Source organism: Pseudomonas koreensis (assembly GCF_012986595.1).
GTDB classification, from domain to species: Bacteria; Pseudomonadota; Gammaproteobacteria; order Pseudomonadales; family Pseudomonadaceae; genus Aquipseudomonas; species Aquipseudomonas koreensis.
Window position 1 is genome coordinate 254,632 of sequence record NZ_JAAQYM010000009.1, and the last position, 15,657, is coordinate 270,288.

Genomic DNA, 15,657 nt, shown 5'->3' on the forward strand with positions numbered 1-15,657 from the left:
CCTTAAATGACCGACTATAAAGCCACGCTAAACCTTCCGGACACCGCCTTCCCAATGAAGGCCGGCCTGCCACAGCGCGAACCGCAGATCCTGCAGCGCTGGGACAGTATTGGCCTGTACGGAAAGTTGCGCGAGATTGGCAAGGATCGTCCGAAGTTCGTCCTGCACGACGGCCCTCCGTACGCCAACGGCACGATCCACATCGGTCACGCACTGAACAAGATTCTCAAGGACATGATCATCCGCTCGAAGACCTTGTCGGGTTTCGACGCGCCGTATGTTCCGGGTTGGGACTGCCACGGCCTGCCGATCGAGCACAAGGTTGAAGTGACCCACGGCAAGAACCTGGGCGCGGACAAGACCCGCGAGCTGTGCCGTGCCTACGCCACCGAGCAGATCGAAGGGCAGAAGACCGAGTTCATCCGCCTCGGCGTGCTGGGCGACTTCGCCAACCCGTACAAGACCATGGACTTCAAGAACGAGGCCGGTGAAATCCGTGCCCTCGCCGAAATCGTCAAGGGCGGTTTCGTGTTCAAGGGCCTCAAGCCAGTGAACTGGTGCTTCGACTGCGGTTCGGCCCTGGCCGAAGCGGAAGTCGAGTACGAGAACAAGAAGTCCTCGACCATCGACGTGGCCTTCCCGATCGCTGATGAAGCCAAACTGGCTGCCGCGTTCGGTCTGCCGTCGCTGAGCAAGCCTGCCTCGATCGTGATCTGGACCACCACCCCGTGGACCATCCCGGCCAACCAGGCACTGAACGTTCACCCGGAATTTAACTACGCGCTGGTTGATATCGGCGACAAGCTACTGGTGCTGGCAGAAGAGCTGGTTGAGGCCTGCCTGGCGCGCTATGGCGTCGAAGGCTCGGTCATCGCGACCACCACCGGTAAAGAACTGGAACTGATCAACTTCCGTCACCCGTTCTACGACCGTCTGTCGCCAGTGTATCTGGCTGACTACGTCGAACTGGGCGCTGGCACCGGCGTGGTTCACTCCGCCCCGGCCTACGGTGTGGACGACTTCGTGACCTGCAAGAAATACGGCATGGTCAACGACGACATCCTCAACCCGGTGCAAAGCAACGGCGTTTATGTGCCGTCGCTGGAATTCTTCGGCGGCCAGTTCATCTGGAAAGCCAACCCGGCCATCGTCGACAAGCTGACCGAAGTCGGTGCGCTGATGCACACCACGGTCATCGAACACAGCTACATGCACTGCTGGCGCCACAAGACTCCGCTGATCTACCGCGCCACCGCGCAGTGGTTCATCGGCATGGACAAAGAGCCGGTCAGCGGCGACACCCTGCGTGTGCGCTCGCTCAAAGCCATCGAAGACACCAAGTTCGTTCCGGCCTGGGGCCAGGCGCGCCTGCACTCGATGATCGCCAACCGTCCGGACTGGTGTATCTCCCGCCAGCGCAACTGGGGCGTGCCGATCCCGTTCTTCCTGAACAAGGAAAGCGGCGAACTGCACCCACGCACCGTCGAACTGATGGAAGAAGTCGCCAAGCGCGTTGAAGTTGAAGGTATCGAAGCCTGGTTCAAGCTCGACGCCGCCGAACTGCTGGGCGACGAAGCGCCGCAGTACGACAAGATCAGCGACACCCTCGACGTCTGGTTCGACTCGGGCACCACCCACTGGCACGTGCTGCGCGGTTCGCACCCGATGGGCCACGAGAGCGGCCCGCGTGCTGACCTGTACCTGGAAGGTTCCGACCAGCACCGCGGCTGGTTCCATTCGTCGCTGTTGACCGGCTGCGCCATCGACAACCACGCGCCGTACCGCGAGCTGCTGACCCACGGCTTCACCGTCGACGAGTCCGGCCGCAAGATGTCCAAGTCGCTGGGCAACGTGATCGCGCCGCAGAAAGTCAACGACACCCTGGGCGCCGACATCATGCGTCTGTGGGTCGCTTCGACCGACTACTCCGGCGAAATGGCCGTGTCCGAGCAGATCCTGCAACGCAGCGCGGACGCCTATCGCCGCATCCGTAACACTGCACGCTTCCTGCTTTCCAACCTGACAGGTTTCAACCCGGCCAGCGACCTGCTGCCGGCTGAAGACATGCTGGCGCTGGATCGCTGGGCCGTTGACCGTACGCTGCTGCTGCAACGCGAGTTGCAAGAGCATTACGGCGAATACCGTTTCTGGAACGTCTACTCGAAGATCCACAACTTCTGCGTGCAGGAGCTGGGTGGTTTCTACCTCGACATCATCAAGGACCGCCAGTACACCACCGGCGCCGACAGCAAGGCCCGTCGCTCGTGCCAGACCGCGCTGTTCCACATCTCCGAAGCGCTGGTGCGCTGGATCGCCCCGATCCTGGCGTTCACCGCCGACGAGCTGTGGCAGTACCTGCCGGGCGAGCGTAACGAGTCGGTGATGCTCAACACCTGGTACGAAGGTCTGACCGAACTGCCGGAAGGCTTCGAGCTGGGTCGCGCGTACTGGGATCGCATCATGGAAGTGAAGGTTGCGGTCAACAAAGAGATGGAAATCCAGCGCGCGGCCAAAGCCGTCGGTGGCAACCTGCAGGCCGAAGTCACGCTGTTCGCCGAAGACGCGCTGAGCGCCGACCTGGCCAAGCTGAGCAACGAACTGCGCTTTGTCTTGATCACCTCGACCGCCAGCGTTGCGCCGTTCGTTCAGGCACCTGCCGACGCGGTCGCCACTGAAGTCAGCGGCCTGAAACTGAAGATCGTCAAATCGGCCTTCCCGAAATGCGCCCGTTGCTGGCACTGCCGTGAAGACGTCGGCGTGAACCCGGAGCATCCGGAAATCTGCGGTCGTTGTGTCGACAACATCAGCGGCGCCGGTGAGGTTCGTCACTATGCCTGATTCCGTTGGCCGTTTCGGACGGCTGAGCTGGCTCTGGTTGAGTTTGCTGGTTTTGGTCATTGACCAGGCCAGCAAGTTCTACTTCGAAAACAAGCTCGAAATGTTCCAGCAGATCGTGATCATTCCCGATTACTTCAGCTGGACCCTGGCTTACAACACCGGCGCGGCATTCAGCTTCCTGGCTGACAGCTCCGGCTGGCAGCGCTGGCTGTTCGCCCTGATCGCGATTGTGGTCAGTGCGGTGCTGGTGGTCTGGCTCAAGCGTCTGGGGCGCAACGATACCTGGCTGGCTGTCGCACTGGCACTGGTGCTGGGCGGTGCGCTGGGCAATCTGTATGACCGTATTGCCCTGGGCCATGTGATCGACTTCATCCTGGTGCACTGGCAGAACCGCTGGTACTTCCCGGCGTTCAACTTCGCCGACAGCGCCATTACCGTTGGCGCGATTATGCTGGCACTGGATATGTTCAAACCGAAGAAAACCGGAGAAGCCGTTCATGACTGAACAGGTATTGGCTGAGCAACGCATCGGTCAGAACACGGAAGTCACCTTGCACTTCGCATTGCGCCTGGAGAACGGCGACACGGTCGACAGCACCTTCGACAAAGCCCCAGCCACCTTCAAGGTCGGCGACGGCAACCTGCTGCCGGGTTTCGAAGCGGCACTGTTCGGTTTCAAGGCCGGCGACAAGCGCACGCTGACCGTCGAGCCGGAAAACGCCTTCGGCCAGCCGAACCCGCAAAACGTGCAGATCATCCCGCGGTCGCAGTTCGTCGACATGGAGCTGTCGCCGGGGTTGCTGGTGATCTTCAACGATGCGGCCAATACTGAGCTGCCGGGTGTGGTGAAAGAGTTCGACGACGCGCAAGTGACCATCGACTTCAACCACCCGCTGGCCGGCAAGACGCTGACCTTTGACGTCGAAATCATCAACGTCAAAGCGCTGTAAAAGTACACGGGAGCCTTTGTGGTGAGGGGATTTATCCCCGATGGGGTGCGAAGCACCCCCAATACCTGATACCGCGGATCCATTCAGAATCGCAGGGACGGGATCGGGGGCGCTTCGCACCCATCGGGGATAAATCCCCTCGCCACAGGGCTCGCTCCCACCGTTTTCGTTATTTCTTGCGCGTAAGACACGAGGCACAGCATGCAAATCAAACTCGCCAACCCCCGTGGCTTCTGCGCCGGCGTGGACCGGGCGATCGAAATCGTCAACCGCGCCCTGGAAGTCTTCGGGCCGCCGATCTACGTGCGTCACGAAGTGGTGCACAACAAGTTTGTCGTCGAAGACCTGCGCAATCGTGGCGCGATCTTCGTCGAGGAACTGGATCAGGTGCCGGATGACGTCATCGTGATCTTCAGTGCCCACGGCGTTTCCCAAGCCGTACGCAATGAAGCCGCCGGCCGTGGCCTGAAAGTGTTCGACGCCACCTGCCCGCTGGTGACCAAGGTGCACATCGAAGTCGCGAAATACAGCCGCGACGGCCGTGAGTGCATCCTGATCGGCCACGCCGGTCACCCGGAAGTCGAAGGCACCATGGGCCAGTACGACGGCAGTAACGGCGGCGCGATCTACCTCGTCGAAGACGAAAAAGACGTGGCTGAACTGCAAGTGCGTAACCCGGAAAAACTGGCGTTCGTGACCCAGACCACGCTGTCCATGGACGACACCAGTCGGGTGATCGATGCCCTGCGCACACGTTTCCCGGCCATCGGTGGCCCGCGCAAGGACGACATCTGCTACGCCACACAAAACCGTCAGGACGCGGTCAAGCAATTGGCTGACGAATGCGATGTGGTGCTGGTGGTGGGCAGCCCGAACAGCTCCAACTCCAATCGCCTGCGTGAGCTGGCCGAACGCATGGCCACGCCGGCCTACCTGATCGACGGCGCCGAGGATCTGCAGAAGAGCTGGTTCGATGGCGTCGAGCGGATCGGCATCACCGCCGGTGCCTCCGCGCCTGAAGTGCTGGTGCGCGGCGTGATCCAGCAACTGCAGGCGTGGGGCGCGACCGGTGCCGACGAACTGGCCGGGCGCGAAGAGAACATCACGTTCTCGATGCCGAAAGAACTGCGCGTTCGCTCGATTTAACGTTTTTCGCTTTCTCGCACAGCGCCTGCGCGGTTTTTTTTCGGGTCAGGCGCACTCGACCGGTCGCCGCCAGCACCACCTGGAGCTGGCTGACCGGCTCGCGTGCCGAACACAGATGTAACGTCCCTGCCTGAAACGCCCGCCCGGGCATCAGCGGTTGCCCCAGACTGCTGAAGCGCACGTAACGACTGACCGCCCAATTGCCGACAATCGGTATCCGCCCGTCATTCGCCTGCTCCTGCAGCAGCGGATTGTCGCGGTCCTGCGCCCCCTTGCCGCTGATATCCAGAATGATTCGCCAGCCCTGACTCCAGTCGTTGTTGATGCCGTGAATCACCACGCTCTGATTGCGCGTGATGGCCTGCGTGCGGGCATTGCGAATGCCATCGAGCAAGGACTGCGCCGCGTGGTCGCGCTGGGTCGATTCGCTGAAGGCGGCAAACGCCGGACTGACCAGCGCCAGAACAATCGCGCCAATCGCCAGTCCCATAAGCAATTCAATCAGACTGAAACCCTGTTGTGGCATGAGCAGTTCCTCCCTGAAGCATGAGGCCCGACGCAATCCTTGCGCCGGGCAGGGCAAATCAACCGACACGGGCCGGTTGAATGTTCTAGTTTGTAGAGGCAGGTATAGCCGACGGCAACGGAGGGCATCGATGGATCATCGTACAAAAGGTTTCACGCTGCCCGAGTTGCTGGCCGCGGTCGCCGTGATGGTGATTCTCATCACCCTGGCGGTGCCGGGCTTCACCCGTTCGATCCAGAGCAGCAAGGCCGATACCGAAATGGGCGATCTGCAGCGCGCCATCAACTATGCGCGGCTCGAGGCGATCAATCGCGGCGTGACCACGCGGCTGCGGCCCAGCGCTGGTGGCAGTGTGTGGACCGGCGAGTTGTCGGTTTACGACAGTACTGGCACTCCGGCCAATGTATTGCGGGTTGTTCCAGCGATGAGCAGCGGCGCGACTCTGACGCTACCCTCAGGAGTGACCGCACTGGATTTCAATAATCTGGGTGGTCTGGCGGCCCCGTCGACGGCGGTGACCATCAGTTATGTGCTGGGAACGCAAAGCAGGACGCTGAACGTGTGTCTGAACGGACGAATTCAATCGGGTGGAAGTTGCGGATGAGGGCAGGGAGTAAACAGGCACAGGAGGGCATGTCGCTGATCGAGGTGTTGGTCGCGTTGCTGATTCTGACCGTCGGCATATTGGGCGCGGCAGCCGTGCAACTCAATGCGCTGAAGTACACCGACAGTTCGCGGATGACCAGCCAGGCGAGCTTCATCGCCTACGACATGATGGACCGCATCCGCGCCAACGCCGCCGCCGATTACACGATTACGCCGCCGACTTCGGGCAACCTCAGCGTTGCCCGCGATCAGGACCTGTACGACTTCAGCACCAACATCGTCAATTTCGGCGGGCCGACGGCCACCGGCACGATCAGCCTGAACCAGCGGGTGTACACCATCACCATCAACTGGAATGACTCACGGGCCGCGAATGCCACCGGCACCACGCGCAGCTTCGTCCTGACCAGCCGTGCCACGGTCGATCCGGTGGCCACGCCATGAAGCACTCCAATCGTGGCTTTGGCCTGATCGAAATGCTCATCGCTTTGGCGATCGGGCTGATCATCGTACTCGGGGTAGTGCAGACGTTCCTTGCCGCGAAAAACACTTACGTCAGCCAGAACACGGCGGCGGCAATGCAGGAAGACGCCCGTTTTGTCCTGAGCAAAATGATTCAGGAGCTGCGCATGGTTGGCATGTTCGGCTGCCTCGGCAGCATTACCGACGCGAGTTCCGCAGGGGATTTCAACGCAGCACAGATCACCCCGATCAGTTGGGACAACAGCAACCTCAAGCTGACCCTGGTCACCGCCGACGTCGGCGGCAATGGCGGCACGCCGACCTGGACGGTGGTCTCCGATTGCCGCAACAGCGCCACGGCGTATACCGGGTTGCGCGCCGCTGCCAGCGGGCAGATCGCCTTTCCGATCCGCCGCCTGATCTACAGCTTCAGCAACAACCAGATCCTTATGGGCACGGGCAGCGGCACCCCGACCCAGCAGGTGCTGGTGAACAACGTCAGTGCCTTCAGCGTGATGTTCGGTCTGGCGACGTCTGCCACCGATGTCGCGGCGTCCTCCTACAGTGCCAACCCCAGCGACCCGGCGCGCATCCGCAGTGTGCGCTTGAGCCTGACCCTCACCGACCCGAACAACCGGGTGGCCAATCAAACCTTCAACGTGGTTGCCGCGTTGCGCAACCGCTTGCAATGAGGGCCGGGTCGATGAGGATTTCTTTGCAGCAGAGGCAAACCCAGCGCGGCATGGTGCTGCTGGTCAGCCTGGTGTTCCTGTTATTGCTGACATTGGTTGGGCTGTCATCGATGCAGAGCGCCAACCTGCAGGAAAAAATGGCCGGCAGTGTCAGCTTGCGCAATCAGTCGTTCCAGACTGCCGAAGCAGCGTTGCGCATCGGCGAAAGTGCGGTGCAGCTCGAGGGTTATTCGCTGGCCGTGTGTGCCAGCACTACACAATGTGCGCCGCCGGCGGAGTCCTCGGTGGTCAGCGCGGCGGGGCTCAATTCGACTTCAGGGGTAACGTGGATCGCTGCCGGTAACGGCTTTTATGGTGTGCAGAACATCGGCACCACCCTGACGGCGGTGAATGTGCCGAGCAACACGTCGGCGACCCTGTATCGAGTGACTGCGGTCGGTATCGCCGGCACTTCGCGCAGCGTGGTGGAGAGTGTCTATGCGAAGTATTAAGCGCTGCTGGGCGTTGTTGGCCGGCATGCTGCTGAGCCTGTATCTGGCGGCGCCGGCGTATGCGTTCACGCCGTCCGATTCACCACTGTTGAGCGCTGCGGCGGTGCCGCCCAACGTGATGTTGTTGATCGACGATTCCGGCAGCATGAACAGCATCATTTACGCAGCGGGATTCGATCCGACCGTCACACGCACCCCGGCCCGGCAATGTAACGCGTTGCTCGGGCTGTGCCTGAGTTCGACGGCGATCACTGGCGATCCGGTATTTCTCTCGAACCTGCCGACCTCCGGGTGTTCCGGTGGCGCCTTTGCGTTCTACAACAACAGCGTCGCGCCGTTGTGCCTGAAGCTGCCGGACCCAGTGGGCGGCGGCAACACCCGCTACACGGGTGATTACATCGCCTATGTGGTCGGGCTGGCGATCAACAATGGCACGCGCGACTTCACCACCGGCGCAATCCCCAACGACTACCGGATCAACGTGGCGCGCAATGTGTCCACCGCACTGGTCACCAGCAACCGTACCTTGCGCATGGGCCTGTCGACGTTCAACCCGGTGACCAACAACAACCCGGGGAATGGTGGATACATCGCCCGCGCCATCAGCGACCTGGCGCCGGTCTCCGGCAGCGTGACCCAGGCCCAGGCCGATACCAACTACAACGCGCTGATTTCATCGATCAACGGCTTGAGCGCCGTGGCCAACACGCCGCTGGCAGAAACCTATTACGAAATCACCCGCTACATGCGCGGCATGGCGCCGTACTACAACAGCACGCCGACGACCTACACCAGTCCGATCCAGTACCGCTGCCAGAAAAACTATGGCGTGGTGATCACCGACGGTCTGCCGACTTACGATCGCACCTTCCCGAGCAACGACCCGCTGGGCGGTAGTCGCTTGCCGAACTGGGACGGCATCAACAATGACGGCAACAACCTCAATGGCGATAACGAGGGTGACACGCTGTATCTGGATGACATCGCCAAGTTTGCCTTCGACATCGACATGCGTTCGACAGGGACTGACGCCGCCGGCAAAAGCTGGAATGCCGTGGATTTTCCCAAGCAGAACATGAACACCTACACCGTGGGTTTCACTGCCGACAATGACATGCTCTCGGATTCGGCCAGTTACGGGCAGGGCCGTTATTATCAGGCAACCGACAGTGCCGGCCTCAATGCCGCGCTGTCCTCGGCGTTGAGCGACATCACGTCCAAGGCAGGCTCCGGAGGCAGCGGCGTCACCAGCGGCACCACGCTGGCCAGTGGCACCAGTTATTTCCAGACCAGCTACGACCCCAAGGACTGGCGCGGCACGATCAAGTCCTTTGGCTTCACCTCGGCCGGCGCGGTGAATACCGCGGCGGCCTTGTGGACCACCGACACCACTATCGTTCCGGGCGCGACCGCACCGACCTATCAATCGTGGAACACCACCAGCAACGCCGCTGTGACCCTGGCCTACGGCAACTTTTCCGCCGCCCAGCAGGCCACGCTCAGCCAGAGTCTGCCCAGCGGCATCAGCGGCAACGATCTGGTGGAGTGGAGCAAGGGCACCAACAAGACCGGGCTGAAGGTACGCAGCGTATTGCTCGGCGACATCATCAACTCGCCGCTGGTGCTGGCCTCGCCCAGCGATAAAACCGCCTCTGACCTGTCGGGCGACACTACCTACACCACGTACCTGACCACCAAAGCGGCGAACATGAACGCCAATCTGGTGGTGAATGCCAACGACGGTTTCGTCAACGTCATCAACTCGGCCAACGGCACCCGGCGCTACGCCTACATGCCGTCCAGCGTGTTGCCGTCGCTGCGGCTGATTGCCGACCCGGCGTACATCAATGGCGTCAGCCACAAGTTTCTGGTGGACGGTCAGGTCGGGGTTTACGACCTTCAGTTCAACAGTGCCTGGAAAACCGTAGCCATTGGCGGCACCGGCGCCGGCGGCAAGACCTTCTACGCGCTGCAACTGTTCGATGCGTCCGCAGGTAATATTCTCAATGCCCTGTGGGAAGTCAGTGCACCTGCCACAGCGAACACCGCCAACGCCTTTAATGATCTGGGTTACGCCTATGCCCGGCCGGAAGTGGCACGCTTGGCCGATGGTCGCTGGGCGGCGTTCATCGCCAATGGCTATGGCAGCAACTCCGGAGTGGCGGCTTTGTATGTGCTGGATGTGCGTGACGGTTCACTGATCAAGAAAATCGTGATCGACAGCAGCGAAACCACCAATGGCCTGTCGTCGGTGAAGCTCAAGGTCAACTCTTCGAACGTGGTGCAGGCCGCTTACGGCGGAGATTTGAAAGGGCGTTTGTGGAAATTCGATCTGAGCGCGACCACCACTGACAGTTGGGGCGTGGCGTTTTCCGGCAAGCCGTTGTTCACCGCGGCGGGCGGGACAACCCAGCCGATCACTGCGCAGCCGCTGCTGGCGGACAATTCACTGGGGGGCAAACAGGTTTTTTTCGGCACCGGCAAATTCAACGAGACCGCCGACAAGACCAACAAGGATTTGCAGGCGTTTTATTCGGTGTGGGATGCCGATGGTGGTTCCGGACAACTGACGGTCAGCAGTTTGCAGGCGCAAGCCGTGACCGGGGTGTTCTCCGGCAGCACCGGACAGTTCATCACCACCAGCCAGAACGACACGACTTATCCGGGGGAGAAGGGTTGGTACCTGCCCTTGGTGTACAACAACGTGCTGACCGGTGAACGGGTGATCAATCAGGCCAGCCTGGTGCTCGGGCGCATCGTGTTTACCACCGCCAGTGTCGACACCACGGACCCGTGCGCCAGTTTCGGTACCGGCAAACTGGTCGAACTCGATGCGTTCAGCGGTAAGATGCTCAACTACGCGGTGCTCGACACCAACGCCGATGGCGTGGTCGACAGCAACGACACGATCTCCAGCGGCGTGGTGTTCACCGGCGGCATTCCGACCCTGAACGCCATCGTCAACGGCGCCACGCGCAAGATCGTCAACGATTCCAGTGGCACCGTTACCACGCTGGTGGAAAAATCCGGCGGCGGCAGCCGTCGTATCATGTGGCGGCAAATACAGTAAGTGAGAGTTTGAGGCATGCGCAGATTCAACCGAGGCTTCACCCTGATCGAAATCATGATCGTGATTGCGATCATCGGGATCATCATCACCATCGCCGCACCGAGCTACACCGAATACCTGAAAAAGGGCCGGCGCGCCGAGGTGGTCTCGTTGCTCTCGGAGCAGGCGCAGAGCCTCGAACGCTTCTATACCAAGAACAACGTCTACACCGGCATCACCGGCCTGAGCACGGGCAATGACTTCTACACGCTCACCCCGACCATTGCCGACCAGACCTTCCTGCTGACTGCCACCCGCAAGGCTGGCACTGCCATGGCGACCGACAAGTGCGGGGACTTCACCCTGACCAATACCGGCGTCAGAAGCATGAACAACGCTACCACCGGGCTGACCACCAAGGATTGCTGGGGCCGCTGAGGTACCTTCTTAAGGGCGCCTTTTTGCGCCCACTGTCTTTTTTACGGTTGGATCAAACATGACCAGGCAACAGCAAGTGGTGATTGTCGGTGGCGGGGTGATTGGCCTGCTGACCGCCTACAACCTCGCCTCCGAAGTGCGCAGCGTGGTGCTGCTGGATCGCTCGAATGTTGGCCAGGAATCGTCCTGGGCCGGTGGCGGCATCGTTTCCCCGCTGTACCCGTGGCGCTATAGCCCGGCAGTCACCGCGCTGGCGCATTGGTCGCAGGATTTTTATCCACAGCTGGGCGAGCGCCTGTTTGCCGATACCGGCGTTGATCCCGAAGTGCACACCACCGGCCTGTACTGGCTGGACCTGGACGATGAAGCCGAAGCGCTGGCCTGGGCGGCGCGGGAAAACCGTCCGTTGCGGGCTGTGGATATCTCGGCGGCGCACGACGCGGTCCCGGTGCTGGGCGGAGGTTTTTCGCGGGCGATCTACATGGCCGATGTGGCCAACGTCAGAAACCCACGACTGGTGAAGTCGCTGAAAGCGGCGTTGCTGGCGCTGCCGAATGTGATTATTCACGAGCAATGCGAGGTCAGCGGGTTTGTGCGTGACGGGGCGCGGGTGGTGGGCGTTGAGACGTCCAAGGGCCTGATCAGCGGCGATCAGGTCGTGCTGACGGCCGGAGCGTGGAGCGGTGATCTGCTCAAGACCCTGGACCTGACCCTGCCGGTGGAGCCGGTCAAAGGCCAGATGATTCTCTACAAGTGCGCGGCGGATTTCCTGCCGAGCATGGTGCTGGCCAAGGGGCGTTATGCGATTCCGCGTCGCGACGGGCACATTCTGATCGGCAGCACCCTGGAGCATGAAGGTTTCGACAAGACCCCGACCGATGTGGCCCTGGAGAGTCTCAAGGCTTCGGCCGTCGAACTGCTGCCGGCGCTGGCCGAGGCCGAAGTGGTGGGGCATTGGGCGGGTTTGCGTCCAGGTTCGCCGGAGGGAATTCCCTACATCGGGCGGGTCCCGGGTGTTGACGGCTTGTGGCTGAACTGCGGGCATTACCGCAACGGGCTGGTGCTGGCGCCAGCGTCGTGTCAGTTGTTTGCCGATGTGATGCTGGGGCGTGCGCCGATTATTGATCCGGCGCCGTATGCGCCTGAAGGCCGGATTTAGAGTCAGGATCAAAAGATCGCAGCCTTCGGCAACTCCTACAGGGAACGCATTCCAATGTAGGAGCTGCCGAAGGCTGCGATCTTTTAGGGGCTAATCCAGTCCCAACTTCTTCAGTCGATAGCGCATCGACCGAAACGACAGACTCAAGCGTTGCGCCGCCGCCGTGCGGTTCCAGCGGGTTTCCTCCAGCGCCTGCAGGATCAATTTGCGCTCGACGTTCTCCAGATAGTCCTCAAGGTTGTCGATCTGCGTCAGGTCGGCGATGCCGCCCTCGACCGCGCCATGCCCTTCGCTCAGACGCAAATCCTCAGCCTCGATCAACTGGTTTTCGCACAGCGTGTGCGCCCGTTCGAGGACGTTCTCCAGTTCCCGTACATTGCCCGGAAAGCGGTAGCGCTTCAGTGCTTCAAGCGCTTGCGGATGCAGGCGCGCAGCGGTCTGGCCGCTACCGCTGGCCAGACGCTGGAGCATGTGCGTAGCCAGCGCTTCGATGTCGTCGCGCCGTTCGCGCAGAGACGGCACCCGCAGTTCGATCACGTTCAAGCGGTAATACAGATCCTGGCGAAAGCGCCCGGCGGCGACTTCCGCTTCGAGGTCCTTGTGGGTGGCACAGAGAATGCGCACATCGACCACGGTTTCCTGCTGGCCGCCAATACTGCGCACGGCTTTTTCCTGAATGGCCCGCAGCAGTTTGACCTGCATCGACAGCGGCAGGTCCGCCACTTCATCGAGAAACAGGGTGCCGCCTTGCGCGGCCTGAAACAGCCCAGGTTTATCGTCTACCGCGCCGGTGAAACTGCCCTTGCGGTGGCCGAAAAACTCGCTTTCCATCAGTTCCGACGGAATCGCCCCGCAGTTGACCGGCACGAACGGCTGATGGGCGCGTGGCCCCTGTTCGTGAATCAGCCGCGCGACCAGCTCTTTGCCGCTGCCCGACTCACCGCTGATATAGACCGGGGCCTGACTGCGGGCGAGCTTGTCGATTTGTTTGCGCAGCGTGCGCATCGGTTGCGAGTCACCCAACAGTCGCCGGTCGATCGACGTGACGCTCCCGCCGGCGGCAGGCATGCGCAGTGCGGTGTTGACCAGTTCGCGCAGGCGGGTGAGATCGACCGGTTTGGTGAGGAAGTCGAAGGCCCCGGCTTTCAAGGCGTTGATCGCGGTTTCCAGGCTGCCGTAGGCGGTGATCATCGCCACCGGCAGTTGTGGATAACGTTGCTGGATGAACTGCACCAGTTCCAGCCCCGTGCCGTCCGGCAGGCGCATGTCGGTCAGGCACAGGTCGAACGCATTGCGCTGCAACAGCGCCTGGGCCTCACCGAGGTTACGCGCGCTGAAGGTGTCGAGTTTCATCCGTCCCAGGGTGATTTCCAGGAGTTCGCGGATATCCGGTTCGTCGTCGACGATGAGGATTTTTTGCCGTGGGCTCGTGTTCAACTTTGTTTCCGTCCGTGAGCAAAGGTGATGCGAAAGCAGCCGCCGCCTTGGCGTGGTTTGAAGTCTAGGCGCGCCTGGTTGCTTTCGCACAGCTCACGGGACAGATAAAGCCCAAGGCCGGTGCCCTGGCTGCTGGTGGTGAAGAAGGGTTCGAACAGATGCGGTTGTTGATCCACCGGCACGCCGGGGCCGTTGTCCTGGACTTCGAGCACCGCCAACTGGCTGTCAGGATCGATGATCAGCACCAGCCAGACTTCGGCGGGATCATGCAGCAGCGCGCTGTGGCGCCAGCCATTGCGTAACAGGTTGTCGAGAATCTGTGTGAGTTGGTCAGGGTCCATCAGCGTGATGAAGTCCCCGGAATTGATCCGCAAATGAATCAACTGCCGGTCAGTGGCCTGTTCGCGGCTTTCGGCGACGAACTGTTCCAGCCACGGCTTGAGATCCAGCCGTTGCGGAGCGCTCTGCTGGCGACGTGACAATTGCAGGACGTTTTCGATGACTCGGTTCATGCGCTGGGAGTGGTCTTGAATGATCTGCGTCAGACGCCGATCAGCGCTATCGAGTTCCTCGGACTCCGCCAATAGCTGCGCGGCATGACTGATGGCGCCCAGCGGATTGCGGATTTCATGGGAAATCCCGGCGGTCAGGCGCCCGAGCGCGGCCAGTTTGAGCTGCTGGGCTTGCTGGGCGACTTGCGCCAGATCTTCAAGAAACACCAGGGTTTGCTGGTTGGGGCTTTGTTCAAGGGCGATGAAGTTCGGTTGCAGCTCCAGGCCGTTGCCGGGAATCTTCAGGCTTTGCGGGCGTAGGGTCGGGTTGTTCAGCCACAACTGCAGGCGATCGACCAGCGGCTTGGAATAGTCGTCGATCAAATGCCCTTCAAGGTGCGACTGGGCCAGCAGGCTTTTCGCGCTGTGGTTGGCCAGTTGCACCCGGCGCTGTTCGTCGAGCACCAGGATGCCGGTGCGCATGCGTTGCAGAATCAGGGCGTTGAGGGCTTCGAGGCTGATGACTTCGCTGGCGCGCTGTTCGGCGAGGTGCTCGCTGACTTCCAGACGCCGGACCAGGCCCTGGACCAGCCACGATGCGGCAAAGCACAAGGCGCCGAGGGTGCCGGCCTGCAGGTAATCATTGGCGCTCAGGGGGTGGCTGAAACCCAGCAGGAAACTTGAACCGACAATGCCGAGGGCGCCGATGGCGGCAATCAGCAGGCCGATGCGCCGCCGCAGCAAGGTGTTGCTGATCGCCACGGAGACAATCAGCAGGTTGCCGATGGCGCTGGCGACCCCGCCCGCCGCGTAGAACAAACCGCACAGCAGCAGGACATCCACCAGCGCCAGGCTGAACAGCTGCGCCGGGCGGCGGGTGTTTTCCAGAAACACCACCAGCAGGATGTTCAGCACCAGATACAGCCAACTGCCGCTGCGCAGCAGGTCGTCGTCGGCCGACGTCAGCAAGCGGTTGTCCATGTTGCTGGAGATCAACAGCACCAGCGTGATGCCGACGCTTAAACGGTAGAGATGATAAAGGCGCAGCAGACGCTGAGCCTGTTTGCTGTCGGCGTTGTCGGCCTCAGCGATCACTGGAGCCTGGGCCTTGCTCGAGGTGAGCCTGGCTGCAATACCACTGTTGCTGAAGGTTCAGCGCGCGATCGCGCGGCAGGTGCACGCCACAATGGGCGCAACGCACCATCGGCGCGGCGTCCTGCTCGCGGGGCGCTTGGGCAGACGAGGCGGGCGCCTTGAATTTACGCCACAGCCATACCGCAGCGAAAATCAGGACAATCCAGAACAATAAACGAAGCATGATGGGCGGCTTTTCGGCTAATGATTCGGCAGTTTAGCCAAGGAGCCGGCAAGC

15 protein-coding genes are annotated in these 15,657 nt (G+C 61.3%); 11 read left to right on the forward strand and 4 right to left on the reverse strand.

What is annotated here, in order from left to right; translation table 11 throughout:
* The first annotated feature begins 6 nt into the window (after positions 1-6).
* The 4 genes from ileS (at position 7) to ispH (ending at position 4,934) form a co-directional block, all read left to right on the forward strand.
* Positions 7-2,838, forward strand: a complete 2,832-nt coding sequence (gene ileS, locus HBN98_RS26670; RefSeq protein WP_083367875.1) for an isoleucine--tRNA ligase — start codon at positions 7-9, stop codon at positions 2,836-2,838.
* Entirely contained in the window at positions 2,831-3,343 is a 513-nt protein-coding gene (gene lspA / locus HBN98_RS26675; protein WP_064589254.1) for a signal peptidase II, read from the forward strand. Before ileS ends, lspA begins: the two co-directional genes overlap by 8 nt.
* 7 nt (positions 3,344-3,350) lie before the next feature.
* The gene (gene fkpB, locus HBN98_RS26680) at positions 3,351-3,788 is read left to right on the forward strand and encodes an FKBP-type peptidyl-prolyl cis-trans isomerase (protein ID WP_169843368.1); all 438 of its coding nucleotides are present in this window, start codon (positions 3,351-3,353) and stop codon (positions 3,786-3,788) included.
* Positions 3,789-3,989: 201 nt separating this feature from the next.
* Positions 3,990-4,934: a 4-hydroxy-3-methylbut-2-enyl diphosphate reductase gene (gene ispH / locus HBN98_RS26685; protein ID WP_083367876.1), complete on the forward strand. Its 945-nt coding sequence runs from the start codon at positions 3,990-3,992 to the stop codon at positions 4,932-4,934.
* Here the strand turns inward: ispH and HBN98_RS26690 are convergent.
* Entirely contained in the window at positions 4,891-5,460 is a 570-nt protein-coding gene (locus HBN98_RS26690; RefSeq protein WP_083367877.1) for a GspH/FimT family pseudopilin, read from the reverse strand. The two genes, ispH and HBN98_RS26690, sit on opposite strands and share 44 nt — an antisense overlap.
* A gap of 130 nt (positions 5,461-5,590) precedes the next feature.
* Between HBN98_RS26690 and HBN98_RS26695 the strand changes: the two genes are divergently transcribed.
* From HBN98_RS26695 to thiO, 7 genes are read left to right on the forward strand one after another with little or no spacing between them, the layout of a single operon-like run.
* Complete coding sequence (locus HBN98_RS26695) at positions 5,591-6,064, forward strand: GspH/FimT family pseudopilin (RefSeq protein ID WP_064589251.1); 474 nt, start codon at positions 5,591-5,593, stop codon at positions 6,062-6,064.
* Complete coding sequence (gene pilV, locus HBN98_RS26700) at positions 6,061-6,510, forward strand: type IV pilus modification protein PilV (RefSeq protein ID WP_083367878.1); 450 nt, start codon at positions 6,061-6,063, stop codon at positions 6,508-6,510. The genes HBN98_RS26695 and pilV overlap by 4 nt, the downstream gene beginning before the upstream one ends.
* Positions 6,507-7,220, forward strand: coding sequence for a PilW family protein (locus tag HBN98_RS26705; protein WP_083367879.1), 714 nt, complete (start codon positions 6,507-6,509; stop codon positions 7,218-7,220). The genes pilV and HBN98_RS26705 overlap by 4 nt, the downstream gene beginning before the upstream one ends.
* Positions 7,221-7,231: 11 nt before the next feature.
* Positions 7,232-7,711 carry a pilus assembly PilX family protein gene (locus HBN98_RS26710; protein WP_083367880.1) on the forward strand — a complete coding sequence of 160 codons (480 nt, stop codon included), beginning with the start codon at positions 7,232-7,234 and terminating at the stop codon, positions 7,709-7,711.
* Positions 7,698-10,781 carry a pilus assembly protein gene (locus HBN98_RS26715; protein WP_083367881.1) on the forward strand — a complete coding sequence of 1,028 codons (3,084 nt, stop codon included), beginning with the start codon at positions 7,698-7,700 and terminating at the stop codon, positions 10,779-10,781. The genes HBN98_RS26710 and HBN98_RS26715 overlap by 14 nt, the downstream gene beginning before the upstream one ends.
* Positions 10,782-10,796: 15 nt before the next feature.
* On the forward strand, positions 10,797-11,198 hold the full coding sequence (locus tag HBN98_RS26720; protein WP_064589246.1) for a type IV pilin protein: 402 nt from the start codon (positions 10,797-10,799) through the stop codon (positions 11,196-11,198).
* 58 nt (positions 11,199-11,256) lie between these two features.
* On the forward strand, positions 11,257-12,357 hold the full coding sequence (thiO, locus tag HBN98_RS26725) for a glycine oxidase ThiO (RefSeq protein ID WP_083367882.1): 1,101 nt from the start codon (positions 11,257-11,259) through the stop codon (positions 12,355-12,357).
* Between the two features lie 90 nt (positions 12,358-12,447).
* Here thiO and HBN98_RS26730 read toward each other — a convergent pair whose 3' ends face one another.
* Genes HBN98_RS26730 through HBN98_RS26740 form a run of 3 tightly spaced genes read right to left on the reverse strand, consistent with a single transcriptional unit; the run spans position 12,448 to position 15,603 of the window.
* Entirely contained in the window at positions 12,448-13,794 is a 1,347-nt protein-coding gene (locus HBN98_RS26730; RefSeq protein WP_083367883.1) for a sigma-54-dependent transcriptional regulator, read from the reverse strand.
* The gene (locus HBN98_RS26735; RefSeq protein WP_083367884.1) at positions 13,791-15,380 is read right to left on the reverse strand and encodes an ATP-binding protein; all 1,590 of its coding nucleotides are present in this window, start codon (positions 15,378-15,380) and stop codon (positions 13,791-13,793) included. The genes HBN98_RS26730 and HBN98_RS26735 overlap by 4 nt, the downstream gene beginning before the upstream one ends.
* Positions 15,370-15,603: a PP0621 family protein gene (locus tag HBN98_RS26740; RefSeq protein WP_082920358.1), complete on the reverse strand. Its 234-nt coding sequence runs from the start codon at positions 15,601-15,603 to the stop codon at positions 15,370-15,372. The genes HBN98_RS26735 and HBN98_RS26740 overlap by 11 nt, the downstream gene beginning before the upstream one ends.
* Positions 15,604-15,657 lie beyond the last annotated feature (54 nt).

Excerpts from the sequence above, each read along its gene's own strand:
- HBN98_RS26740 (WP_082920358.1), bottom strand. The coding sequence starts at position 15,603 with ATGCTTCGTTTATTGTTCTGGATTGTCCTGATTTTCGCTGCGGTATGG.
- ileS (WP_083367875.1), top strand. The coding sequence starts at position 7 with ATGACCGACTATAAAGCCACGCTAAACCTTCCGGACACCGCCTTCCCA.
- HBN98_RS26720 (WP_064589246.1), top strand. The coding sequence starts at position 10,797 with ATGCGCAGATTCAACCGAGGCTTCACCCTGATCGAAATCATGATCGTG.
- ispH (WP_083367876.1), top strand. The coding sequence starts at position 3,990 with ATGCAAATCAAACTCGCCAACCCCCGTGGCTTCTGCGCCGGCGTGGAC.
- HBN98_RS26705 (WP_083367879.1), top strand. The coding sequence starts at position 6,507 with ATGAAGCACTCCAATCGTGGCTTTGGCCTGATCGAAATGCTCATCGCT.
- HBN98_RS26715 (WP_083367881.1), top strand. The coding sequence starts at position 7,698 with ATGCGAAGTATTAAGCGCTGCTGGGCGTTGTTGGCCGGCATGCTGCTG.
- HBN98_RS26710 (WP_083367880.1), top strand. The coding sequence starts at position 7,232 with ATGAGGATTTCTTTGCAGCAGAGGCAAACCCAGCGCGGCATGGTGCTG.
- HBN98_RS26690 (WP_083367877.1), bottom strand. The coding sequence starts at position 5,460 with ATGCCACAACAGGGTTTCAGTCTGATTGAATTGCTTATGGGACTGGCG.
- thiO (WP_083367882.1), top strand. The coding sequence starts at position 11,257 with ATGACCAGGCAACAGCAAGTGGTGATTGTCGGTGGCGGGGTGATTGGC.
- lspA (WP_064589254.1), top strand. The coding sequence starts at position 2,831 with ATGCCTGATTCCGTTGGCCGTTTCGGACGGCTGAGCTGGCTCTGGTTG.
- pilV (WP_083367878.1), top strand. The coding sequence starts at position 6,061 with ATGAGGGCAGGGAGTAAACAGGCACAGGAGGGCATGTCGCTGATCGAG.
- HBN98_RS26695 (WP_064589251.1), top strand. The coding sequence starts at position 5,591 with ATGGATCATCGTACAAAAGGTTTCACGCTGCCCGAGTTGCTGGCCGCG.